This is a genomic window from Agrobacterium sp. NPDC090283, from assembly GCF_044769685.1.
Classification (GTDB): domain Bacteria; phylum Pseudomonadota; class Alphaproteobacteria; order Rhizobiales; family Rhizobiaceae; genus Agrobacterium.
The window spans coordinates 1-21765 of sequence record NZ_JBIVYG010000034.1; the positions used below are offsets into that span (position 1 = coordinate 1).

A 21765-nucleotide genomic window follows, 5' to 3' on the forward strand; every position below is an offset into this window, starting at 1 on the left:
CTTAAACTCTTCGCTGAAATTCGATTTGCCCATGATGCTCTTCTTGCCTCAAAATTAGGAAAGAAGGTGTCTACAAATCTTGGGGCTATTCAGAAGAACGAAAGCCGTGCGCGGTATGCTCTGCCTCAGTCACCCCCATCCGCCGTAGAGCTGAATTCATAGAATTTTCGGAAAGAATCTTCTTGCCAGACATCATAGAAGGAAAGACATAGGGCTTATCGCCAAACAGCTCCTTCATCTCCGTGAGAACTTCCACTGCTTGTGTCGAAAGCGGCACATGATGCTCTCTGCGCATTTTGGTTTTCTCTGCAGGTATGGTCCAAACTAACTTATCAAAATCGAGTTCAGTCCACTCCATCGAGCGCGTCTCACCGGGTCTGGCAAAACACAAGGCTTGGATTTTCAAGGCAGCCACCAACGAGGGCCAACCTTCGTAGCCGTAAATCGCCCTCATCAGGCCGCCCATCTCAGCCTTCGTCGTTAAGGCGGCGTAGTTGACCGGCACATGGCGTTGGAGAGCCCCGCGTAGTGCCGACGTCGGGTCATTCTCGGCCCTCGCTGTCGCGATGGCGTAGCGAAACACGCGACCGATGGCAGCGCGAGTAGCCAGTGCGCTCTCCACACGGCCGCTCTTTTCGATGCTGGTCAGCACCGCGAGGACATCCCGCGCCGTGATCTGGGTGACCGGGTGAGGCCCCAGCTTTTCGGCAAGGTCCTTCAACATCCATTTGTTTTTGGTGATTGTGGGCTCTGCGCGCTTGTCGCGTTTCAGCTTTTCAATGAACTCATCCGCAATGATGCCGAAGGTGTTTCCGGCAGCGGCCTTGGCGGCAAGCTGATCACGCTTCTTGGCCAACGACGGGTCTAGGCCCTCAGAGAGCTTCTTCTTCGCCTCGTCGCGCAATCGACGGGCGTCCGCCAGCCCCACCGTCGGGTACGACCCAATCGTCAGTGTTTTTCGCTTTCCAAAAAAATCGTAATCGAGACGCCAGGACTTGCCACCGGCAACGGATATGTAGAGGTAAAGCCCCTTTTCATCAGATAGCTTGCGCGGCTTGCTGTCGGCTTTGGAGTTCTTAACCTGAATGTCTGTCAGTGCCATTTTACGGTATCGGCTTCCCACCACGATGACGAATACCGTGATTTTTACCGACAAAATTGCTGGATGTCACTGCATACCGTTGCACGACCTTACGCGTGCGCGAGGCAAAAACGCTGGAAAATCAGCGCTTGTTGGACGTCGTTGATCTTGTTGGAAAGGTCGCTGGAGCGGGTGAAGGGAATCGAACCCTCGTATTCAGCTTGGGAAGCTGCTGCTCTACCATTGAGCTACACCCGCGCACTCATTAAGACATCGGATAGTTCGCAGCGGGTGTCAAGCACCCGCCGGGTTGGTTATTCGGCGCGAAAATGCTTGGAGAGCTTCAGCCCCTGCGCCTGATAGTTGGAACCGAGACCGGTGCCATAGAGGCCTTCCGGTTTCTGCAGCATATGCTCGTAAACCAGTCGGCCGACGATCTGGCCGTGTTCGAGGATGAAGGGCACTTCATGGCTGCGGACTTCGAGCACGGCGCGGCTGCCTGTGCCGCCGGCCTCGGCGTGGCCGAAGCCGGGATCGAAGAAGCCGGCGTAGTGCACACGGAATTCGCCCACCAGCGGATCGAAGGGCGTCATTTCGGCCGCATAAAGCGGCGGCACGTGAACGGCTTCGCGCGAAACGAGAATATAGAATTCATCGGGATCGAGGATCAGTTCCGCGCGGCCACGAGCATAGAGAGGCTCCCAGAAATCGAGAACATCGTGCTGGGCCTTCTTGTCGACATCGACCACCGCCGTGTGATGTTTGCCGCGATAACCGATCAGCCCGTTTTCGCCGAAACCCTTGAGATCGATCGAGAGCGCGATGCCGCCGCCCGTCACATTCGGGCTCTCGCTGGCGACAAGCATTTCCGTCTCGTGCAGCGTCAAAAGCTCGCTTTCATTGAGCAGTGAATGGCCGATGCGGAAGCGGATCTGCGACAGGCGCGAGCCGCGGCGCACAACGATGGGGAAAGTGCGTGGGCTGATTTCCAGATAGAGCGGACCGGCATAGCCGGCCGGTATCTTGTCGAATTCCTGCGCGCCGTCAGTCATGACGCGGGTGAAGATATCGAGACGGCCGGTCGAGCTTTTCGGATTGGCCGAGGCTGACATGTCCGCCGGCAGCGCCAGGCTTTCCATCAGGGGAACGATATAGACGCAACCGGTCTCCAGCACCGCGCCCTGGGTAAGGTCGATCTCGTGCAGGCTGAGGCGATTGAGCTTGTCGATGACGCGGGTTCCCGGACCGGGCATGAAACTGGCGCGCACGCGATAGGCCTTCGAGCCCAGCCTGAGATCGAGGCTGGCGGGCTGTACCTGATCGACATCGAGATCGGCCTCGCTCTTCAGCTTGCCGCCCGCAAACAGCGCCTTGATCGCGCCATCCGCCAAAATGCCCGTGGTTCTGGTCATGGTCATCATTCCTTTTTACGGCGACAAAACCAAAAGGAAAGCATTGACGCAAGCCGGTAACGGCAGTATGGCAAGCTTATCCCGTGGTGATTTGGCCGGTCGGCTTGCAGCCACGTTAAACAAGTGGCTAAAAAGACCGGGTGATTGAACCGGTCTGCTTTTGCGGCCGGTTTTTTTGTTTTGAAGGGGATCACATGAGCAATAAATGGCGCCCGGCAACCCAGCTGGTTCACGGCGGTACGCTACGCTCACCGTATGGTGAAACGTCGGAAGCGATCTATCTGACCCAGGGTTTCGTCTACGAAAACTCCGAAGCCGCCGAAGCGCGCTTCAAGGGGGAAACGGACGGTTTCATCTATGCCCGCTATGCGAGCCCCACCAATGACATGTTCGAAAAGCGCATGTGCCTGCTGGAAGGCGCTGAAGACGCCCGCGCGCTTGCCTCCGGCATGGCTGCCGTCACTGCCGCCATCATGTGCCAGCTGCGCGCCGGCGACCATATCGTTGCCGCACGCGCCCTCTTCGGCTCCTGCCGCTGGGTGGTCGAGACGCTTGCGCCGAAATACGGCATCGAATGCACGCTGATCGACGGTCGCGATCTCGGCAATTGGGAAAAGGCGATCCAGCCGAACACCAAGCTGTTCTTTCTGGAAAGCCCGACCAACCCGACGCTCGAAGTGGTGGATATTGCCGGCGTGGCGAAGCTTGCCAACCAGATCGGTGCGAAGGTGGTGGTCGACAACGTCTTTGCGACGCCACTGTTCCAGAAGCCACTCGAACTCGGCGCGCATATCGTCGTTTATTCCGCGACGAAACATATTGACGGCCAGGGCCGCTGCCTGGGCGGCGTGATCCTTTCCGACAAGAAGTGGATCGAGGAAGAGTTGCAGGATTATTTCCGCCATACCGGCCCGGCCATGTCGCCGTTTAATGCCTGGACGCTTCTGAAAGGCATCGAGACCCTGCCGCTGCGTGTGAAGCAGCAGACGGCCAATGCCTCTAAAATTGCCGATTTCCTCGCCGATAACGGCAAGGTCGCCAAGGTCATCTATCCCGGCCGCGCCGACCATCCGCAGGCTGATATCATCGCCCGACAGATGTCCGGCGGCTCGACGCTGGTGGCTTTCGAACTGAAGGGCGGCAAGGAAGCGGCCTTCAAGCTGCAGAACGCGCTGGAAATCGTGAAGATTTCCAACAATCTCGGCGACGCGAAGAGCCTCATCACCCATCCCGGCACAACGACGCACAAGAACCTTACCGACGAGGCGCGTGCCGAACTCGGCATTTCCGGCGGCACGCTCCGCCTTTCCTGCGGCATCGAGGACACCGACGATCTGCTGGAGGATCTGGCGAAGGGTCTGGCGGCCGTTTCGGCCTGAAAATTCAATCGGCAAATCGCCATGGCCTGACCGCGTGTCGGGCCATGGTTCGTCTGCACGGTCCAAAAAGACCGCATCAGGCAACCAATATTTACCTTTCCCGTTATCCCTAACGGTGGAAAACAGCGCAACAGGAGACGCCTCCTGCCCGTCAAGTCATTCATTTTCTTGACGATAGCCAGAGCCTATAGTGTAGGATGTGGTGGCAGGCATAATATCGAGGTGTGGCGCGTATGTATCGTGCTCTGACAAGGGATATCGAGGTAACGGTCGATCCGTATTATCTCGAGGAACAATCCGACCCGGATGACGATCGCTACGTCTGGGGCTATAAAGTCGTGATCGCGAACAATTCCGATATTCCGGTTACCCTCGTCAATCGCTATTGGCACATCACCGATCAGAACGGACAGGTGGATGAGGTGTATGGGCCGGGCGTCGTGGGTGAGAAGCCGCATCTGAAACCGGGCGACAGCTACGAATATTCCTCCGGCTGCCCGCTGGATACACCTTCCGGCCTGATGTTTGGCCATTATGAAATGGAAACGGAAAACGGCGAGGTGTTCAACGTCACCATACCCGCCTTTTCGCTGGATTCACCCGGCCTGATGCGGGTTCTGAACTGACCCCCACCCGGCAATGAAAAAGCCGCGCCCTTGAGAACGCGGCTTTCATTCAGGCATTTTCAAATTCGCTGACATCGTAGCGATAGGTCGTGGAGCAGAACTCGCAGGTCACGGCAATGGCGCCGTCTTCCTCGCTCGCCTTGATCTCCTCGGCAGTGAAGCCTGACAGCACGCCCTTGATCTTGTCCCGCGAGCAGCTGCAACGGTCGAAAACCGCCTGAGGATCATAGATACGCACGCCGCTCTCATGGAAAAGCCTGAAGAGAAGGCGTTCCACCGGCACCTGCGGATCGGTCAACTCGTCGGTATCCACCGTGTTCAGCAGCGTGACGGCTTCCGTCCAGGCATCATCCTCCTGCACCTCGTGACCGCCTTCATCGCCATCGCCGCCATGCAGGTCGCGCATACGCAGCCGCTCGGGGGCCTGCGGCAGGAACTGCGCGATAACGCCGCCCGCGCGCCAGCCATGACGCGGCTTGCCTTCGCCATCACGGTCGAAGAACTCGGCAACGCCCAGCCGCACGCGAGTGGGAAGCTGTTCCGACTGGCGGAAATAAACCCCGGCAATGTCTTCCAGCGAGGAGCCATCGAGCGGCACGATGCCCTGATAAGGCTGCATGCCCGCACCCTGATCGATCGTGAAGGCCAGAATGCCGTTGCCGAGCAATTGCTCCGGCGACGTCGCCCCCGCCGCAATCGCCTCCGCCAGCCGCTCCTCATCGAAACGGGCATAAGCGCGCATGCTTTCCGGCGCGGTGAAATCCGCGACCAACAGGTCAACCGGTCCGTCACCCTTGGTCTGGACGGTCAGCTTGCCGGAAAACTTGAGGGACGTGCCGATCAGCGCCGTCAGAACGGTCGCTTCCGCCAACAGGCGGGCGACCGCCGCGGGATAGTCGTGCCGCTCGAGGATGGCGTTCAGCAGCGGACCCACCTGTACGGCGCGGCCGCGCACATCCAGACCTTCGACCTGAAAGGGCACAACCTTGTCGTCGCCAGCAAAATCGAGATCGTCCAGTTCAACCGTTACATCTGCCATGTCATACTCCCTGGCGCAGCCGTGGCGCCGCTACCGTCCAAAAGTCCGGCTTTTAAAATGTGCTTTTTCCGCTTGTCGCACAGAGACCCGGGAAGAGAAACCGCTTCCGGGGAAAAACGTGCAAATCGTGACGATGGCCCGCCAGCAAAACCGACGAGCCTCTTCGAAGTCCCACAGATGGTAATCTATGCCGCCAAGTTCAAGCACCCGGCCTGACGCGTATCAGACCGGGGGATCCTGGTCAGAGGACGCCCATGCACCATGCGATGATGGACTTCTGCGCGTGGAGGCGGTTTTCCGCCTCGTCGAAGACCACGGATTGCGGACCGTCGATCACGGCATCCGTCACTTCCTCCCCGCGGTGCGCCGGCAGGCAATGCATGAACAGCGCGTCTTTTTCCGCCTTCGCCATCAGGGTTTCATTCACCTGATAGGGCTGGAAGATGTTGTGGCCGCGCGCCTTGTGTTCCTGGTTCATGGACACCCAGGTATCGGTGACGACGCAGTCCGCACCCGCAACGGCCTTGTCGGCATCATGGCACAGCATGATCTCGCCGCCATTGTTGCGCGCCCAGTTCAGGAACTTGTCATGGGGTTCGGAGCCCATCGGCACGGCCATCGTCATGCGGTAACCGAAACGGGCTGAGCCTTCCACGAAGGAATGCAGGACGTTGTTGCCGTCACCCGTCCAGGCAATGGTCTTGCCTTTGACGGGGCCGCGATGTTCCTCGAAGGTCATGATGTCAGCCATGATCTGGCAGGGATGCGTGTCATCCGTCAGGGCGTTGATGACCGGCACCGTCGCATGTTCGGCAAGCTCCAGCAGGCGCGAATGATCCGTCGTGCGGATCATGATGGCGTCGACATAACGCGACAGGACCTTGGCCGTATCGCCGATCGTCTCGGCGCGACCGAGCTGCATTTCAGTACCAGAGAGGAAAAGCGTCTCGCCACCGAGCTGGCGCATGCCGACATCGAAGGAGACGCGGGTGCGGGTCGAAGGTTTTTCGAAGATCATTGCCAGCATCTTGCCGGCAAGCGGCTTTTCCGCCGTTCCGGCCTTGGTGGCGGCCTTGCGCGCCCGGGCATCGTCGAGAATTGCCCGCAGGTCCTGCGAGCTGACGGCCGACAGGTCGAGAAAATGTTTAGGTGAAGCCATTTCAAACTGTCCCATGCTCGCGAGCCTCGGGGAAGAGGCCCGCCCTTTATTGTTTCCTCAGGCGATTTTCGCCTGTTTCGCTGTCAGGGAGGCGGCGGCCGCTTCCACGCGTGCCAGACCCTCGCGGGCCTCTTCCGCCGTGGTGACGAGCGGCGGCAGAAGACGGATGACGTTATCGCCCGCCGGCACGCCCAGCAGATGCTCGGTGCGCATGGCCTGCAGCAGTTCGCCCGATGGAACCTTGGCCTTGATGCCGAGAAGCAGGCCTTCGCCGCGAATTTCCTCGATGACATCAGGATAACGATCCTTCAGCGAGGCAAGGCCCTGGCGGAAGACCAGCGCGACATCACGAACCTTTTCCAGAAAGCCCTCGGAGAGGACGACATCGAGCACCGCATTGCCAACAGCCATGGCCAGCGGGTTGCCGCCATAGGTGGTGCCATGCACGCCTGCCGTCATGCCGGAAGCGGCATCCGCCGTCGCAAGGCACGCGCCGAGCGGGAAACCGCCGCCAATACCCTTGGCAACCGCCATGATATCGGGCGCAACACCCGTCTGCTCATAGGCGAAGAGCTTGCCCGTGCGGCCGACACCGGTCTGCACCTCATCGAAAATCAGCAGCATGCCATGCTCGTCGCAGAGCGACCGCAGCAGCTGCAGAAATTCCTTGCTGGGCGCGCGAATGCCGCCTTCGCCCTGAATGGGCTCGATCAGAAGCGCGGCCGTCTCAGCCGTGATCGCGGCCTTCAGCGCATCGACATCACCGAAGGGCACCTGGTCGAAACCCTCGACCTTGGGACCGAAACCTTCGAGATATTTCTGCTGACCACCGGCGGCGATCGTCGCCAGCGTACGGCCATGAAAGGCGCCTTCGAAGGTGATAATCCGGAACTTTTCCGGATGTCCCTTGGAATAATGATAACGGCGCGCGGTCTTGATCGCGCATTCCAGCGCTTCCGCGCCGGAATTGGTGAAGAAGACCTTGTCCGCGAATGTCGCTTCCGTCAGGCGCTTTGCAAGCTTTTCCTGGCCCGGTACTTCATAAAGGTTCGAAACGTGCCAGACCTTCTCGGCCTGGGTCTTGATCGCTTCCACGAGGTGCGGATGGGCGTGGCCCAGCGAGTTGACCGCGACACCGGCTGCAAAATCCAGATATCGTTCGCCGCTTTCCGTGAACAGCCAGACGCCCTCGCCTCGCTCGAAGCGCAGGGGGGCTCTTGCAAACGTATCGAACAATGGCGCGGCGGCTTCGGCCATGGCTGTATCACTCCTTGCGCGGATGCGCTGTCAGACGGTTGTCAATAGGCTTTCGGGGTTATCCCTTGCCTGAAAATCAAAAATGCCGCCTCGCGGCGGCAGGGGCACTATTGTCACTTCGCCTGCCGATGTCAACAAAAGTCCGCGTTTCCCGGGCTTCTCAAGCACTAGTAGGAGGCGGACGGCGAGGCCCAAGGTGTTGCCTTTCAGACTCAACTCGCCAGCAAGTTGGGGAAAACCGGAAAATCGATTCCAGATGATTCCCGCGACTCTTGCCACGGAGTCAGGCTGGCACTAGGTTAATCGCTAATTACTAGACTGCATTGCGGCGGAACTAGTCACCAAAAATCCGGCGGAAACCACGCTCGCGGCACGCCCGCGAGACGGAGAGGGATTCTGCCGACATTATACGCGACGAGCGGAGAAGCGGCATGAACTGGACAGACGAGCGGGTCGAAAAACTCAAGAAATTGTGGTCCGAGGGGCTTAGCGCCAGCCAGATAGCGGCGCAGCTGGGCGGCGTCAGCCGCAATGCCGTGATCGGCAAGGTCCATCGCCTTAACCTGCCTGGCCGCGTGAAGGCCGGCGGCCCGGTCACTTCGGCGCGTTCCGCGCCCAAGCGCGCTGCCGCCCCCGCCCCACGCGCGACGAATTTCGCAAACCGCGTCAGCGCAGCCCCCGCGCGGGCCTTGAACCGCTCCAACGCGGCAACGGCGCTGCACGAGGAGATCGATATCGAGACCGCCGAAGTTCTCGAATACGTTCCTTCCAAGAACGTCGTTACGCCAATTTCCCGTCGCCTGACGCTGACGGAACTGACGGAACGCACCTGCAAGTGGCCGGTTGGCGACCCCTTGAAAGACGATTTCCATTTCTGCGGTTGTGAAGCACTGGAATCTTCGCCCTATTGCAAGTTCCATGCAAAGCTCGCCTACCAGCCGGTAAGCGAGCGTCGCAAGGCTTGAGTGTTGCGGCACGCATTCGACACTCAAAAACTACGGGCCTTCGGGCCCGTTTTTTTATGGCGAAATTCAAGGCGGCTCCGCCTTGCAGCACGCATTGTTTAAGAGGCGCTCCAATCCTTGTTCTTGCGCAATCTGCGGACGCAAACCGCGACGCGTCCCTTACTGCAAATGCTCTGAATTCGTCGGCGGCGTGCCGCATCCTTCCTCCTGAGAGGCTTCACTGCGCAATCCGGATTTCAGCGGACGTCCATCACCCTCAAGAATGACAGGGGTGCCGCATTTGCGGAAGGCTCAAAATCGAAAGGCCCGACACCATTCCGGTCCCGGGCCTTCTGATTTTTGGGGAATTATCCTAAGTGAAACCATCGGTTTCGGTTTTGCTCAGGCTTCCATCGAATATCCGGCGCCGCGCACGGTGCGGATGACATCCTGCATATGCGAAAAATTGAGCGCCTTGCGCAGACGCCCGACATGCACGTCGACGGTACGCTCATCCACATAGATATCGTGGCCCCAGACGCCGTCCAGCAATTGCGAGCGGGAGAATACCCGGCCCGGAGAGGTCATCAGGAATTCCAGCAGCCGGAACTCCGTCGGACCGAGGCGCACTTCGCGGCTTTTGCGGTGAACGCGATGGGTCTCGCGATCCAGTTCGATATCACCGCATTTCAGCACCGAAGACAGAACCTCGGGACGAGCCCGGCGCAGCATGGCCTTGACGCGGGCCATGAGTTCCGGCGTCGAGAACGGCTTGACGACATAATCGTCGGCACCGGTGGCAAGGCCACGAACCCGTTCGCTTTCCTCGCCGCGCGCCGTCAGCATGATGATGGGCAGGCGTTCGGTTTCCGGCCGCATTCTAAGCCGCCGGCACAGTTCGATGCCGGAAACGCCGGGCAACATCCAGTCCAGGATGAGAAGATCCGGAATACGCTCCTGCAGCCTGATTTCCGCCTCGTCGCCACGGGGTATCGTGTCGACGTCATATCCCTCAGCCTCGAGATTGTAACGAAGCAGGACGCTCAGCGCTTCCTCGTCTTCCACAACTGCAATCTTGGGCACCATATGCTAACTCCGCAAGCCGCTGCTTGTCTGTTACTCGGTCACCGAACCGAGCGTGTTGGAACTGTCGTCCTTCGGACGCTCGCCCTCCGGCTGGCTGCCGGTGGTCATGTAATAGATCGTCTCGGCGATATTGGTGGCGTGGTCGCCGATACGCTCGATGTTCTTGGCGCAGAAAAGAAGATGCGTGCAGGTGGTGATGTTGCGCGGATCTTCCATCATGTAGGTCAGAAGCTCGCGGAAGAGCGACGTATACATGGCGTCGATTTCTTCGTCGCGCTCGCGGATGGCATTGGCCTTCTCGGCGGAACGTGTGGAATAGACGTCAAGGACTTCCTTGAGCTGCACCAGTGCCAGCTCCGACAGATGCTCGATGCCGCGGGCGAGCTTGCGCGGCACGCCGGTTCCGGCAACCGCGATGACGCGCTTGGCGGTGTTCTTACCGAGATCACCGACGCGCTCGAGGTCGCCGGCGATACGCAGGGTGCCGATGATCTCGCGAAGATCGGCCGCCATCGGCTGGCGTCTGGCGATGGTGACGATGGCCTTGTCGCCGATCTCCCGCTCGGAATGGTCGAGGATCGTATCGTCGGAAATGACCTTCTGCGCAAGCGCGGCATCGGAATTGACGAGCGCACGCACGGCGTCGGCGCACATCTGTTCCGCAAGACCGCCCATTTCCGCGATGCGGCGCGTCAGAAACTTCAATTCATCGTCATAGACGGAAACGATATGCGAATGGGTTGTTGTCTGTGTCATGGTCTAGTCCTCCGGCTCGGCCCGCATGCGCGTGCCCGGAAGCGGGCACGGCAGAGGCACCAGTCTTGTTCGGTTTCGATAAAGCGCCGGCCGGGATCAGCCGAAGCGGCCCATGATGTAGTCCTGCGTGCGCTGGTCGTCGGGATTGGTGAACATCTTGTCGGTTTCGTTTTCCTCGACAAGATGGCCAAGATGGAACATGGCCGTGCGCTGGGAAACACGGGCCGCCTGCTGCATGGAGTGCGTGACGATGACGATCGTATAATTGGTGCGCAGCTCGTGGATCAGCTCCTCGACCTTTGCGGTCGCAATCGGGTCCAGCGCCGAGCAGGGCTCGTCCATCAGGATCACTTCCGGGCTGACGGCAACCGCGCGGGCAATGCACAGACGCTGCTGCTGACCACCGGAAAGGCCGGTGCCGGATTCGTGCAGACGATCCTTCACCTCGTTCCAGAGACCCGCCTTCTGCAGGCTCTGCTCGACGATCTGATCCATATCCGCCTTGTTGCGGGCGAGACCGTGGATGCGCGGGCCGTAGGAAATATTCTCGTAGATCGACTTCGGAAAGGGGTTCGGCTTCTGGAACACCATGCCGACACGGGCGCGCAGTTCCACGACATCGATCTGCTGATCGTAAATATCGTCGGTGTCGAGCGTGATCTTGCCGGTGACCCGGCAGCCGTCGATCGTATCATTCATACGGTTCAGGGTACGCAGGAAGGTGGATTTACCGCAGCCGGACGGGCCGATCAGCGCCGTCACCGTATTTTCCCGAACGTTGAGGTTCACGTCGTAAAGCGCGCGCTTTTCGCCGTAATAAACCGAAACGTCCTTGCCGATCATCTTGTATGAGACTTCATTCATTTTCTTGTCCAGCGCCTTTTCAACTGCTGCTTCCGACAACATGTTCATTGCTCAAGCTCCCTCTACCAGCGCCGTTCGAAGCGGCGACGCAACAGGATTGCGCCAACATTCATGACGATGAGGAACAAAAGCAGGATGATGATAGCGCCAGATGTCCTTTCGACAAAGGCGCGCTCGGCTTCGTTCGCCCACATGTAAATCTGCACCGGCAGGGCCGTGGACGGATCCATCGGCGTTGTCGGGTAGTTCGCGACGAATGCCACCATGCCGATCAGCAGCAGCGGCGCCGTTTCGCCCAGCGCGTGGGCGAGACCGATGATGGTGCCGGTCAGGATGCCGGGCATGGCAAGCGGCAGCACATGATGGAAGATCGTCTGCATCTTGGACGCACCGAGACCGAGGGCTGCGGCGCGGATCGACGGCGGCACGGCTTTGAGGGCAGCGCGGGTCGCGATGATGATCGTCGGCAGGGTCATCAGCGTCAGGACGAGACCGCCGACCAGCGAAGCCGAGCGCGGAAAGCCCATGAAGTTGATGAAGACGGAGAGGCCGAGCAGACCGTAAACGATCGAAGGAACGGCCGCGAGATTGTTGATATTCACCTCGATAAGATCCGTCAGACGGTTCTTCGGAGCGAATTCCTCAAGATAGATCGAAGCGGCAACACCAATCGGCAATGACAGCACCAGCACGATCAGCATCATGTAGAAGGAGCCGATCAGCGCCACGCCGACACCCGCCGCTTCCGGACGGCTCGAGGCGCCGTTGACGAAGATACCGGTGTTGAAATGTTTGCCGAGCTGGCCGCTTTCGGCGAGCTGGTTCATCCAGCCGAGCTGCTGGTTCGAGATACGGCGATTGGCCTCATCCGCCGTCAGATCGACCTGGCCCTTGAAGGCGCTGTCGACGTCGCCCGACGCCAGAAGCGTGACGGTGCGCGTGGTGCCGATGACGGCGGGATCGGCGACGACGATGTCGCGAAGCTGCGTACGCACGCTGTCGGAGATCAGGAGGTTGACGGCACGCAGGCCGGCACGGTCCGTCGGCGCAACGCCGAGAACCTTGGCGACGGCATCGCGGGCAACGACCGGATAATTGGCCGTCATCAGTTTCGCCGGGTTCGTGGCGCGCTCATTCTTGGGATCGATGATCTGTTCGGAAAATTCGACCGGAACGGTGATCATCGTCTGCTGGAAGGCGGTGTAACCCTTGGAAACCACCGAGAACAGCAGCAGGAACAGAAAGATGAGGCCGAAGGAAATCGCTGCCATGCCGTAAGCACGGAAGCGGCGTTCGGCGGCATAGCGGCGCTTGATGCCGATATCACGGCGTGTGGCCCTGTTGACGGCAGCACCGGCTGCGGGAGAAACGATGTCGGTCATTCATATTGCTCCCGGTATTTGCGCACGATGTAAAGCGCGTAGATATTCAGGCAAAGCGTGATGGCGAAAAGCGTGATGCCGAGCGCAAAGGCAACCAGCGTCTGCGGCGAGGTGAATTCAAGGTCGCCGGTGAGCTGGCTGACGATCTTGACCGTTACCGTGGTCATGGGCTCGAAGGGATTGAGCTGCAGGCGGGCAGCAACACCTGCCGCGAGAACCACGATCATGGTTTCACCGATGGCACGCGACGCCGTCATCAGCACGGCACCGACGATGCCGGGAAGAGCGGCCGGAATAATGACCCTCTTGATCGTCTCGGAGCGCGTGGCGCCAAGGCCAAGCGAACCGTCACGCAGCGAGCGCGGCACGGCGGTGATGATGTCATCCGACAGCGACGACACATAGGGGATCAGCATGATGCCCATGACGAAGCCGGCGGTGATGACGCTCTGCGCCTGGATGAAGTTGGCGTAGTTGCCCGTCGCCAGACCGTTGATCTGCGTGGAAATGTCTCTGAGGAAAGGACCGACCGTCGTGAGCGCGAAGAAGCCATAGACGATGGTGGGAATGCCGGCGAGCACTTCAAGCAGCGGCTTTGCCATGGAGCGGAAGCGGGGCGAGGCATATTCCGCCATATAGATCGCCGAAAAGAGACCGACCGGAACCGCAACCAGCATGGCGACGAAGCCGATATAAAGCGTGCCGGCGAGCAGCGGGATAAGGCCGAACTGGCCGGAGGAGTCGGTAGCACCCGCCGCGGCAAAACGCGGATCCCAGACCGTTCCGAAGAAGAACTGGTGGGCCGGAACCATGGTGAAGAACTGGATCGCCTCGGTCAGCATCGACAAAACAATGCCGATGGTCGTGAGGATGGCGATGGACGAGGCGACGAGCAGGGCCGCGAGAATGACTTTCTCAACCTGGTTGCGCGCCCGGAAGCGCGGCGCGATCGCACGCAGCGCATAGGCGGCACCACCGAGCGCGGCCAGCAGGACGATGGCGATCATCGCAATGCGGCTGGTGGAGCTCATGGTGTTGAGCGTGTGGGCGGCATCGACCATGAAACGCTCGGGATCACCGGCGATCGCCACACCCTTCGATGCCAGAAGCGGCCGGACCGCAGCCGTATCCGCCTCGACCTGCGCGGTTTCCTCCGGTGTCAGCCGCTGGAGGCCACGGGCGATGGAGGTCACCATGCCGTAGGTCAGGCTCTGCTGCGCTTCGGATTGCGCCCGCACGTCCTCGGGGAAATTACCGCGCACCGCGGAGGTGACGAGCAATGGGCTGACAATGAGCCAGGCACAGAGAATGAACGCCGCGGGCAAAACAGCCCAGACGACCGCGTAGGAACCGTGATAACCGGCACGGGAATGCATGCTGGCGGGGCGACCACCAGACAGGGCGACGGCACGGCGGCTGCCGAGCAGATAGCTGCCGATGCCGATGAGCGCCAGTATCAGCAAAAGGATCGATGTGTTCATTAGAGTTCCCTCGGCGTGCCTCAAGAGCACGGTGCGATATCGGGCAAATCAAAAAGTCATCAAAACGAGACCGCTGGACCATCCAGAGATGCTTGCCGCCTGACTGTAATAAAGTCTGGCAAGCGTCAAGGTTGATACGTCCTATCCATCTGTAATCCATCAATAATCATGTGGATGGCGATGGATGGGAACTGTCAACCGAAGACAATCGCCGAGGCGGAATGGCACCGAAGCGGAACGAGGGGTGCGGCAGGCCGCACCCCTCTTTCTTCATTACATCGAAGCGCCGGCAGCGAACTTGGCGCGGATTTCTTCGCGCTCTTTGTCCGGAGCGGCAACGAGGCCGTAGTTTGCGAGCGGGGAGTCGGGGCCGATCATTTCGTCAGAAACGAAGAACTCGACATATTCCTTGAGGCCCGGGATAACGCCCAGGTGAGCCTTCTTCACGTAGAAGAACAGCGGGCGGGAAACCGGGTACTTGCCGCTGGCAACGGTTTCGGTGGACGGAACGACGCCGGAAACAGTGGCAACCTTCAGGCGGTCAGCGTTGTTTTCATAGAAAGCGAGGCCGAAAACGCCGAGACCGGTCTTGTTGGCATCGATACGAGCCAGCGTTTCGGTGTAGTCGCCGTCGATGTCGACCGCAGCACCGTCCTTACGGACAGCGATGCACTTTGCAGCAGCCTGCTTGGCATCGGTGACGATCTTCTTGATAGCGTCGGTGGCGCCGGCTTCCTTGCAGCCGTCAGCCATGATCTTCTCTTCGAAGACTTCGCGCGTGCCGTGCTTGGAGCCCGGGATGTAAGCGGCGATCGCTACATCAGGCAGTTCCTTGTTGACTTCCGACCACTTCTTGTTGGGGTTGGCAACGAGCTTGCCGTCCTTGACGATTTCAGCGGCGAGAGCGAGGTAAAGATCCTTCGGCTCGAGCTTGATGTCCTTGTTGGACGAGTCCATTGCGAAGACGATACCGTCGTAACCGATCTTCACTTCCTGGACGTCGGCAACGCCAGCAGCCTTACAGGCGGCCAGTTCGTCGCTCTTGATTGCGCGCGAAGCATTGGCGATGTCGATGGTGCCTTCGCCGACGCCGGAGCAAAATGCCTTCAGACCGCCGCCCGTGCCGCCGGACTCAACAACCGGAGCCTTGAAGTTCGGGAAGGTTTCGGCAAAGGTTTCGGCAACGATCTTGGCGTAGGGCAGAACCGTGGAGGAACCGGCAACCTGGATCTGGTCGCGAGCAGCGGCGGCGCCAGCGAAGGCGACAGAAGCCACCAGAGCTGCTGCGGAAAATTTAACGATGTTCATTTGTCTCTCCCGTCGTGGGCTTTGTTGTGGACGCAGCCGATAGCGACACTCGCTCTTAGCTTGCGCTCGGCGACCTTTTCTTAACCACCGTAGCCCCATCCTTTTATGTCACTTTGACGAAAGATTTGTGACAATCTAAATTATTGATTTTACTTGAAAATATTTACGACGTTAAAAGCAGATGCATATTTTATGTCAGAATCTCACGGTGAAGTCCGTACCGCTGCCCAATTCCGATTTAATGATGAGGCGAGCGCGGTGGCGGGTGAGGATGTGCTTGACGATGGCAAGCCCGAGGCCCGTGCCCTTTTTCGAGCGGCTGTCGGCGACGCTGACACGATAAAAACGCTCCGTCAGGCGCGGCACATGTTCGGCGGGAATGCCCGGCCCCTTGTCGATGACACTCACCTCCACCGGCTTGCCGGGTTCGGCCCGCAGCCAGACATCCACGACCTTCCCCTCCTGACCGTATTTGCAAGCATTTTCAACGAGGTTCTGGAACACCTGCACCAGTTCGTCGCGGTCTCCCTGCACCTCTGCCGGCCGATCCGGCAGGTGCAGCGTGATGGTCACATCGAGTTCGTCGGCAAGCGGCAGCAGCGTATCGCGCACGTGGCCGATGACGGGAACGAGATCGACCTTCTGGTCGGGCGCGATGTTGGCCCGCAATTCCAGCCGCGAAAGGGACATGAGATCGTCCACCAGCCTGCTCATGCGGGTTGCCTGATCCAGCATGATGGCAAGGAAACGTTCCTGCGCCGTCGGGTCGTTGCGTGCCGGCCCCTGCATGGTTTCGATGAAACCACGCAGCGAGGCGAGCGGCGTGCGCAGTTCATGGCTGGCATTGGCGACGAAGTCGCTGCGCATCCGGTCGATGCGGCGAAGCTCCGAGACATCGCGGAACGACAGGATGTAGAATGGCGGGCCTGCCCCCTCTCCCACATCCGCACGGGCGATGCGGACGATGAAGACCCGTTCGGAAGGAAAGCGCTCCGAATGTTCGACCTGGTTGGGCTGGCCGGTGGTGATGGTTTCGCGAATGACGTCCAGGAGGCCGGGAGAACGCAGCCGGGCGGAAATATGCGCGCCGGGCGGAAGCAGGCCGAAGGCACGCTCGGCCGCGCCGTTCTGAAACAGCACGCTGGCATTCTTGTCGAGAATGAAAACGGGGGTATCCAGAACCGCGAGGCCCGCCCTTACACCGGAAATGACGTTTTCACCGGGCACTTCCGGCTCATCCGTTTCCGCAGCCGGGTTCCCCCCATCTTTTGCGGAAGCCACCGCTGGCCCATCCCGAACGGCGAGAATGGCAATGACGGCGCAAAGCCACAGGGCAACGGGCATATAAGGCGTGTTGAGTTCGACAACGGCCACGATGGCGAGCATGCTGACGATGAGAATGGGCAACCAGTTCCGGCCGAGCTTCCTTCCCAAACGCCTTAGTCCACCATCGCCTTCCATGACTGCCATTTCAGCCTGCTCTTTCCATTCTCATCTGACAGCGCATCGAAATCTCATAGGCCAGCTTCATGACAGAGATTCATCATCGCGCATTTTCCACAACGTATATGCGCAAAATCGACGCCGCAATCGCTCCCGCCGCCGCACCCCGGTCAACCGGTCCTGTTTCACTTGAATTCTGGCAATGGATGTGAACTCATTGGCGGTGAGTTGCCTTTGCACAACAACAGCAGGAGAAAACCATGGGCGAAGAAACGAAGAAGCGGACGGTCGACATCACCATTGGCGGCAAGCTGCGCAGCTTCGACATCGATGATCCGGTTCTTCCTGACTGGGTTGAGGAAAAGGAGCTTTCCGCCGGCAATTTTCCCTATGACAAGAAGATGAAGCGGGAGGACTACGACACCACGCTGGAGGCGCTGCAGGTGGAGCTGGTCAAGGTGCAGTTCTGGCTGCAGGCCACCGGCAAAAGGGTCATGGCGGTTTTCGAAGGCCGGGATGCGGCGGGCAAGGGCGGCGCGATCTTCGCGGCCCGGGCCTATCTCAACCCCCGCTATGCCCGCGTGGTGGCACTGACAAAACCGACGGAAACCGAGCGTGGCCAATGGTATTTTCAGCGCTACATCTCGCATTTTCCGACCGCCGGCGAATTCGTTCTCTTCGACCGCTCCTGGTATAACCGCGCCGGAGTCGAGCCGGTCATGGGCTTCTGCACGCCGGAAGAACACAAGCGCTTCCTCAAGGAAACGCCTCGTCTGGAAAAGATGCTTGCCCATGAGGACATTCACCTTTTCAAATTCTGGCTCGACATCGGCCGCGAAACGCAGATCGGGCGCTTTCACGACCGCCGCCACAGCCCGCTGAAATGCTGGAAGCTTTCAGACATGGACATAGCTGCGCTTACGAAATGGGACGACTACACGCAGAAACGCGACGAAATGCTGGAAAAAACCCACACCGATGCCGCGCCCTGGACGGTGGTGCGCGCCAATGACAAGCGTCGCGCGCGGTTGAACCTCATCCGCCACATTCTTCTTGCGCTCGATTATGAGGGCAAGGACAAAAAAGCCATCGGCGAGATCGACGACAAAATATTGGGATCTGGACCGGATTTTCTCAAATAGGACCGGAAGACGCGAACAGGCGCCTCCATTCGAGGCGCCCGTTTTTCCCTTACTGGCCCGGCAAAATGCGCACGGAATAAAGATTGACCGGGCGGCCGCTGCCATCGATATCGCTGTTGATGAAGATCCTGCCCGGCGCATTGGGGGCGAGGGAGCGTTCGAACGTCGCGTTCAGCAGCATGTCTGCACGCTCGGCCGTGGCGGTGAAGCGATGGCGGGAGCAATCGCCAAGCGTGGCGAAATCGCAGGCGACGGAAACCTGGGTCTGCCGGTCGCTGGAGGATTGCAGCGTGATCGAAATGGTCGAGGACTTGCCCGCCATATCCCGCATCACCTCCACCGGAACCTCGACGCTGACGGCGCCATCCTGCGAGACACTTCGCGATGTCACCTTTATCGCCTTGCCGGCGGGTGTGGCGATGTTTTCGACAGCGGCGCGCGGGCCGGCCGAAACACCGGAACTGCCACGCTCCGCATTGAAGACTTCAACCCAGTCATCGGAAAAACCACGGCCGGCGGAAAGGCTCGGTGCGGGCTCCGTCCCGTTGAAATCCTCGGCCTGCACCTGCGCCGGCGGATTGGGCACGCTGGTATCGCGCTGTTCCGGCGACAGCAGGAGGCCGGAGGAATAGACCCACCAGGCACCGAAACAGACAAAGGCCAGAAGCGTCACATAAATGAAAAGCCGGGCGAAAAGCCCCCGGCTCTTGCGGCGCCCAACCGCGCCTTCCGGACGGAACGCAAGCGAGGAGTCGCCCTTGCGGGTACCTCTTTTCGGCGGCTTTGCATTGCGTGGCCCCGCATTCAACGGTTCCGGAGCGACGCCCGCACCCGGACGCGCATCGCGCGTTTCACCGCGCAGCTCCGGCTCGACGGCCATGCTGCCCTGATGCGGCGGCTGCGGAGCGGGATCGACTAAGTGATCGTCCTGCGCCGGATTTTCGGGCGCGGGTGGGCGCAATTGCTGCTCCACCCTGTCCAGAAGACGGTTGCGCTCTTCATTTTCAATGAGATGGATCAGGCTTTCGAGCCGCTGGCGCTGCTGGGCGACGACCTGCGGATCGTCTATTCCCTGCTTGCGCAGGCCCGCTTCCAGCGCCTGACGGGACGATTGGTAAATCCGTGCACGAACTTCGGCGTTCGATCTGTCCGATTTTTCCAGAGCATTTCTGATTGCCGTTTCCAGTCCGCTCACGACCGATCCTTGTTCTATTGCGCTTTGCAAAAAATATGCGGCGCTGCGCCATGTCTTCACGATTCGGTAACGGCTATACCGCCCCTCCGCAAGCATCGTTTACGATAAAGACCGGATTGGCTTGGGGAAAATCAATTCATTGTGGCGCTACGAACGCAGATTCGAGAGGTCAATGCGACGCTGTTTTTGCTTTCAATCCGTTGCCGAACACGATATTGACTTACGTGCGCGTAAACGTAATTCGTGGGAGGAGACATGCTGCCGTCCGTGCTGAAAGACAATCTGCGTCTTCCGGTCATAGCATCACCGCTATTCATCATTTCGCATCCGCAGCTGACGCTGGCACAATGCAAGGCCGGCGTCATCGGCGCTTTCCCGGCGCTCAACGCGCGGCCCGAAAGCCAGCTCGACGAGTGGCTGGCGATGATCACCGAGGAACTCGACGCCCATAACCGCGCCAATCCCGGGCGCCCGGCAGCGCCTTTCGCGGTCAACCAGATCGTACACATGTCCAACCGGCGGCTGGAGCATGATCTCGGCCTTTGCGTGAAATACAAGGTGCCGGTGGTGATTTCCTCGCTGGGGGCGGTGCCCGAAGTCAATGCAGCCGTGCACTCCTATGGCGGCATCGTGCTGCATGACGTCATCAACGACCGCCATGCCCGCTCCGCCATTCGCAAGGGCGCGGATGGGCTGATTGCGGTGGCGGCCGGTGCGGGCGGACATGCGGGCACGCTTTCGCCCTTCGCCCTCGTTCAGGAAATCCGCGAATGGTTCGACGGCCCGCTGCTGCTGGCCGGTGCCATTGCCAATGGCGGTTCCATTCTCGCGGCGCAGGCCATGGGCGCCGATATGGCCTATATCGGTTCCCCCTTCATCGCCACCGAGGAGGCGCGCGCTTCCGAAGGCTACAAGCAGGCGATTGTGGAGGCGCAGGCCAAGGATATCGTTTATTCGAACTATTTCACGGGCGTGCACGGCAACTACCTGAAAAGTTCGATCGTCGCCTCCGGCATGGACCCCGACAATCTGCCGGAAGCCGACCCTTCGAAAATGGACTTCGAAACCGCCACCGGCGGCGCCAAGGCTTGGAAGGACATATGGGGCGCGGGTCAAGGCATCGGCGCAATCAAGGCGGTGGAACCGGTGGCGGCGCTCGTCGATCGTCTGGCAAATGAATATGAAACGGCCCAAAAGCGCATCTGCGGGAGAGGCTGACGCCACGGGCAAACAACGGACAGGCAAAGCTTTTTGCGGAAATTTCAAAACCAGCACATTCAAGGCTTGAAATCCGTCAGCATTGCCTGTATCAGCCCGCCATGAAGCTGATCCGCAACAAACGGGTCACAATCGGGCCGCTTTAGCTCAGTTGGTAGAGCACGTCATTCGTAATGACGGGGTCACGTGTTCGAGTCACGTAAGCGGCACCATTTCCTTTAAAATCAAAGACTTGAATACCGATTTCCGCAGGTGGGACATTTCGGTGAGACATTTCTTTGTTTATCCCCTCCTACATTCTTAAGTCCCGGCACGGCGTATTATACTTCCGTTGGCCGTTGCCGAAGCAGCTACACCCGAACGGTAAAGCCGAAACAATCAAGCTTTCTCTACAGACACGCGATCCACGAAAGGCATTGCGTTTGTCCCGGTCTATGATCCAGATAGGTGAACGACTTACAGATCATGGAATTGCATACGGGATGGAATACAAGGAACTGCGCGGCCTGCTGACACAGCATTTTCGCGATCTTCTGACCAAGGTTACGAACGAGATCGATAGCAAGGGACGTCTGACCGAACAGACGCGTCAGGATTACCAGCAACGACTCGCAGCGACGCAGCAGGAAATTGAAACAGATACCCCTCTCTCCTTTGCCACTGGCTATGAAAGCCTGCTTTCAGGCTTCATGACTCAATACGACGTACCGTTTTCCAGAGCGGATGGTCAGTACGTTTGGCTAGAACAAGATTTTAAAAAAGCTGTGCGCAGTTTTCTGAAAACGGTTCTGGAGCACGACGCGTCATACGACGACTTTGACCTGCGCGCGCCAACCCAGACTGCCGCACCAGCAGCGCCCAATTTCGCAACGCCCCCCCACCCGCCTCTGCAACAAACTGAATAGCCCCGAGTTTCGTAGACACCCTCGGGTTAGATTTTCTGCTGCTTCTCGAACTCGACGGGCGACAGCATCCCGTTCCTGACGTGTTTGC

General features: G+C 59.4%; 19 protein-coding genes, 2 tRNA genes, 1 pseudogene and 1 riboswitch. Of the genes and pseudogenes, 8 read left to right on the plus strand and 14 right to left on the minus strand.

Features of this window, described 5'->3' with window-relative positions:
- Window positions 1-85: 85 nt before the first annotated feature.
- The 3 genes from ACIQUH_RS27155 to ACIQUH_RS27165 all read right to left on the minus strand — a co-directional run bounded on the left by ACIQUH_RS27155 (window position 86) and on the right by ACIQUH_RS27165 (window position 2493).
- Window positions 86-1102, minus strand: coding sequence for a tyrosine-type recombinase/integrase (locus ACIQUH_RS27155; RefSeq protein WP_400821162.1), 1017 nt, complete (start codon window positions 1100-1102; stop codon window positions 86-88).
- Window positions 1103-1265: 163 nt separating this feature from the next.
- A tRNA-Gly gene (locus ACIQUH_RS27160) sits at window positions 1266-1339 on the minus strand.
- 56 nt (window positions 1340-1395) lie between these two features.
- Window positions 1396-2493, minus strand: coding sequence for a 2'-deoxycytidine 5'-triphosphate deaminase (locus ACIQUH_RS27165; protein ID WP_400821165.1), 1098 nt, complete (start codon window positions 2491-2493; stop codon window positions 1396-1398).
- 73 nt (window positions 2494-2566) lie between these two features.
- Window positions 2567-2645: riboswitch (SAM riboswitch) on the plus strand.
- A gap of 42 nt (window positions 2646-2687) precedes the next feature.
- Between ACIQUH_RS27165 and ACIQUH_RS27170 the strand changes: the two genes are divergently transcribed.
- Both ACIQUH_RS27170 and apaG read left to right on the plus strand, forming a co-directional pair.
- Entirely contained in the window at window positions 2688-3872 is a 1185-nt protein-coding gene (locus tag ACIQUH_RS27170) for an O-succinylhomoserine sulfhydrylase (RefSeq protein WP_400821167.1), read from the plus strand.
- Window positions 3873-4105: 233 nt separating this feature from the next.
- The gene (gene apaG / locus ACIQUH_RS27175) at window positions 4106-4498 is read left to right on the plus strand and encodes a Co2+/Mg2+ efflux protein ApaG (protein WP_003503545.1); all 393 of its coding nucleotides are present in this window, start codon (window positions 4106-4108) and stop codon (window positions 4496-4498) included.
- A 49-nt stretch (window positions 4499-4547) separates the two neighbouring features.
- Here apaG and ACIQUH_RS27180 read toward each other — a convergent pair whose 3' ends face one another.
- From ACIQUH_RS27180 to ACIQUH_RS27190, 3 genes are all read right to left on the minus strand, one after another.
- Window positions 4548-5537 carry an Hsp33 family molecular chaperone gene (locus ACIQUH_RS27180; RefSeq protein ID WP_400821170.1) on the minus strand — a complete coding sequence of 330 codons (990 nt, stop codon included), beginning with the start codon at window positions 5535-5537 and terminating at the stop codon, window positions 4548-4550.
- A 241-nt stretch (window positions 5538-5778) separates the two neighbouring features.
- Window positions 5779-6696: an ornithine carbamoyltransferase gene (argF, locus tag ACIQUH_RS27185; protein WP_400821172.1), complete on the minus strand. Its 918-nt coding sequence runs from the start codon at window positions 6694-6696 to the stop codon at window positions 5779-5781.
- A gap of 57 nt (window positions 6697-6753) precedes the next feature.
- A complete protein-coding gene (locus ACIQUH_RS27190) occupies window positions 6754-7953 on the minus strand; it encodes an aspartate aminotransferase family protein (RefSeq protein ID WP_400821175.1) in 1200 nt (399 codons plus the stop codon).
- A gap of 431 nt (window positions 7954-8384) precedes the next feature.
- Between ACIQUH_RS27190 and ACIQUH_RS27195 the strand changes: the two genes are divergently transcribed.
- Window positions 8385-8918 carry a GcrA family cell cycle regulator gene (locus ACIQUH_RS27195; protein WP_400821178.1) on the plus strand — a complete coding sequence of 178 codons (534 nt, stop codon included), beginning with the start codon at window positions 8385-8387 and terminating at the stop codon, window positions 8916-8918.
- Window positions 8919-9299: 381 nt separating this feature from the next.
- On the opposite strand, the gene phoB is transcribed toward ACIQUH_RS27195, so the two are convergent.
- The 7 genes from phoB to phoR form a co-directional block, all read right to left on the minus strand.
- Window positions 9300-9983 (minus strand): phosphate regulon transcriptional regulator PhoB, encoded by a 684-nt coding sequence (phoB, locus tag ACIQUH_RS27200; RefSeq protein WP_003493692.1) that lies wholly within the window; start codon window positions 9981-9983, stop codon window positions 9300-9302.
- Window positions 9984-10013: 30 nt separating this feature from the next.
- The gene (gene phoU, locus ACIQUH_RS27205) at window positions 10014-10739 is read right to left on the minus strand and encodes a phosphate signaling complex protein PhoU (RefSeq protein ID WP_400821182.1); all 726 of its coding nucleotides are present in this window, start codon (window positions 10737-10739) and stop codon (window positions 10014-10016) included.
- A 96-nt stretch (window positions 10740-10835) separates the two neighbouring features.
- The gene (gene pstB / locus ACIQUH_RS27210; RefSeq protein WP_269341816.1) at window positions 10836-11651 is read right to left on the minus strand and encodes a phosphate ABC transporter ATP-binding protein PstB; all 816 of its coding nucleotides are present in this window, start codon (window positions 11649-11651) and stop codon (window positions 10836-10838) included.
- A 14-nt stretch (window positions 11652-11665) separates the two neighbouring features.
- On the minus strand, window positions 11666-12985 hold the full coding sequence (pstA, locus tag ACIQUH_RS27215) for a phosphate ABC transporter permease PstA (protein ID WP_400821184.1): 1320 nt from the start codon (window positions 12983-12985) through the stop codon (window positions 11666-11668).
- Window positions 12982-14466: a phosphate ABC transporter permease subunit PstC gene (pstC, locus tag ACIQUH_RS27220; protein ID WP_400821186.1), complete on the minus strand. Its 1485-nt coding sequence runs from the start codon at window positions 14464-14466 to the stop codon at window positions 12982-12984. Before pstC ends, pstA begins: the two co-directional genes overlap by 4 nt.
- Before the next feature lie 273 nt (window positions 14467-14739).
- Window positions 14740-15774 carry a substrate-binding domain-containing protein gene (locus tag ACIQUH_RS27225; RefSeq protein WP_400821188.1) on the minus strand — a complete coding sequence of 345 codons (1035 nt, stop codon included), beginning with the start codon at window positions 15772-15774 and terminating at the stop codon, window positions 14740-14742.
- A gap of 195 nt (window positions 15775-15969) precedes the next feature.
- The gene (phoR, locus tag ACIQUH_RS27230) at window positions 15970-17244 is read right to left on the minus strand and encodes a phosphate regulon sensor histidine kinase PhoR (protein WP_400821190.1); all 1275 of its coding nucleotides are present in this window, start codon (window positions 17242-17244) and stop codon (window positions 15970-15972) included.
- A gap of 233 nt (window positions 17245-17477) precedes the next feature.
- On the opposite strand from phoR, the gene ppk2 reads away from it, so the two are divergent.
- The gene (gene ppk2 / locus ACIQUH_RS27235; protein ID WP_400821192.1) at window positions 17478-18359 is read left to right on the plus strand and encodes a polyphosphate kinase 2; all 882 of its coding nucleotides are present in this window, start codon (window positions 17478-17480) and stop codon (window positions 18357-18359) included.
- A 49-nt stretch (window positions 18360-18408) separates the two neighbouring features.
- Here the strand turns inward: ppk2 and ACIQUH_RS27240 are convergent, their stop codons facing one another.
- Entirely contained in the window at window positions 18409-19554 is a 1146-nt protein-coding gene (locus tag ACIQUH_RS27240; protein WP_400821195.1) for a hypothetical protein, read from the minus strand.
- A 255-nt stretch (window positions 19555-19809) separates the two neighbouring features.
- Between ACIQUH_RS27240 and ACIQUH_RS27245 the strand changes: the two genes are divergently transcribed.
- The 4 genes and pseudogenes from ACIQUH_RS27245 to ACIQUH_RS27260 all read left to right on the plus strand — a co-directional run bounded on the left by ACIQUH_RS27245 (window position 19810) and on the right by ACIQUH_RS27260 (window position 21677).
- On the plus strand, window positions 19810-20772 hold the full coding sequence (locus ACIQUH_RS27245) for an NAD(P)H-dependent flavin oxidoreductase (RefSeq protein WP_400821198.1): 963 nt from the start codon (window positions 19810-19812) through the stop codon (window positions 20770-20772).
- 136 nt (window positions 20773-20908) lie between these two features.
- Window positions 20909-20984, plus strand: a tRNA-Thr gene (locus tag ACIQUH_RS27250).
- A 66-nt stretch (window positions 20985-21050) separates the two neighbouring features.
- Window positions 21051-21200 (plus strand): annotated as a pseudogene (locus tag ACIQUH_RS27255) (DUF6538 domain-containing protein); the annotation flags it as partial.
- 54 nt (window positions 21201-21254) lie between these two features.
- Window positions 21255-21677 carry a hypothetical protein gene (locus tag ACIQUH_RS27260; protein ID WP_400821201.1) on the plus strand — a complete coding sequence of 141 codons (423 nt, stop codon included), beginning with the start codon at window positions 21255-21257 and terminating at the stop codon, window positions 21675-21677.
- Window positions 21678-21765 lie beyond the last annotated feature (88 nt).

Excerpts from the sequence above, each read along its gene's own strand:
- ACIQUH_RS27155 (WP_400821162.1), bottom strand. The coding sequence starts at position 1,102 with ATGGCACTGACAGACATTCAGGTTAAGAACTCCAAAGCCGACAGCAAG.
- ACIQUH_RS27165 (WP_400821165.1), bottom strand. The coding sequence starts at position 2,493 with ATGACCAGAACCACGGGCATTTTGGCGGATGGCGCGATCAAGGCGCTG.
- ACIQUH_RS27170 (WP_400821167.1), top strand. The coding sequence starts at position 2,688 with ATGAGCAATAAATGGCGCCCGGCAACCCAGCTGGTTCACGGCGGTACG.
- apaG (WP_003503545.1), top strand. The coding sequence starts at position 4,106 with ATGTATCGTGCTCTGACAAGGGATATCGAGGTAACGGTCGATCCGTAT.
- ACIQUH_RS27180 (WP_400821170.1), bottom strand. The coding sequence starts at position 5,537 with ATGGCAGATGTAACGGTTGAACTGGACGATCTCGATTTTGCTGGCGAC.
- argF (WP_400821172.1), bottom strand. The coding sequence starts at position 6,696 with ATGGCTTCACCTAAACATTTTCTCGACCTGTCGGCCGTCAGCTCGCAG.
- ACIQUH_RS27190 (WP_400821175.1), bottom strand. The coding sequence starts at position 7,953 with ATGGCCGAAGCCGCCGCGCCATTGTTCGATACGTTTGCAAGAGCCCCC.
- ACIQUH_RS27195 (WP_400821178.1), top strand. The coding sequence starts at position 8,385 with ATGAACTGGACAGACGAGCGGGTCGAAAAACTCAAGAAATTGTGGTCC.
- phoB (WP_003493692.1), bottom strand. The coding sequence starts at position 9,983 with ATGGTGCCCAAGATTGCAGTTGTGGAAGACGAGGAAGCGCTGAGCGTC.
- phoU (WP_400821182.1), bottom strand. The coding sequence starts at position 10,739 with ATGACACAGACAACAACCCATTCGCATATCGTTTCCGTCTATGACGAT.
- pstB (WP_269341816.1), bottom strand. The coding sequence starts at position 11,651 with ATGAACATGTTGTCGGAAGCAGCAGTTGAAAAGGCGCTGGACAAGAAA.
- pstA (WP_400821184.1), bottom strand. The coding sequence starts at position 12,985 with ATGACCGACATCGTTTCTCCCGCAGCCGGTGCTGCCGTCAACAGGGCC.
- pstC (WP_400821186.1), bottom strand. The coding sequence starts at position 14,466 with ATGAACACATCGATCCTTTTGCTGATACTGGCGCTCATCGGCATCGGC.
- ACIQUH_RS27225 (WP_400821188.1), bottom strand. The coding sequence starts at position 15,774 with ATGAACATCGTTAAATTTTCCGCAGCAGCTCTGGTGGCTTCTGTCGCC.
- phoR (WP_400821190.1), bottom strand. The coding sequence starts at position 17,244 with ATGGCAGTCATGGAAGGCGATGGTGGACTAAGGCGTTTGGGAAGGAAG.
- ppk2 (WP_400821192.1), top strand. The coding sequence starts at position 17,478 with ATGGGCGAAGAAACGAAGAAGCGGACGGTCGACATCACCATTGGCGGC.
- ACIQUH_RS27245 (WP_400821198.1), top strand. The coding sequence starts at position 19,810 with ATGCTGCCGTCCGTGCTGAAAGACAATCTGCGTCTTCCGGTCATAGCA.
- ACIQUH_RS27260 (WP_400821201.1), top strand. The coding sequence starts at position 21,255 with ATGGAATACAAGGAACTGCGCGGCCTGCTGACACAGCATTTTCGCGAT.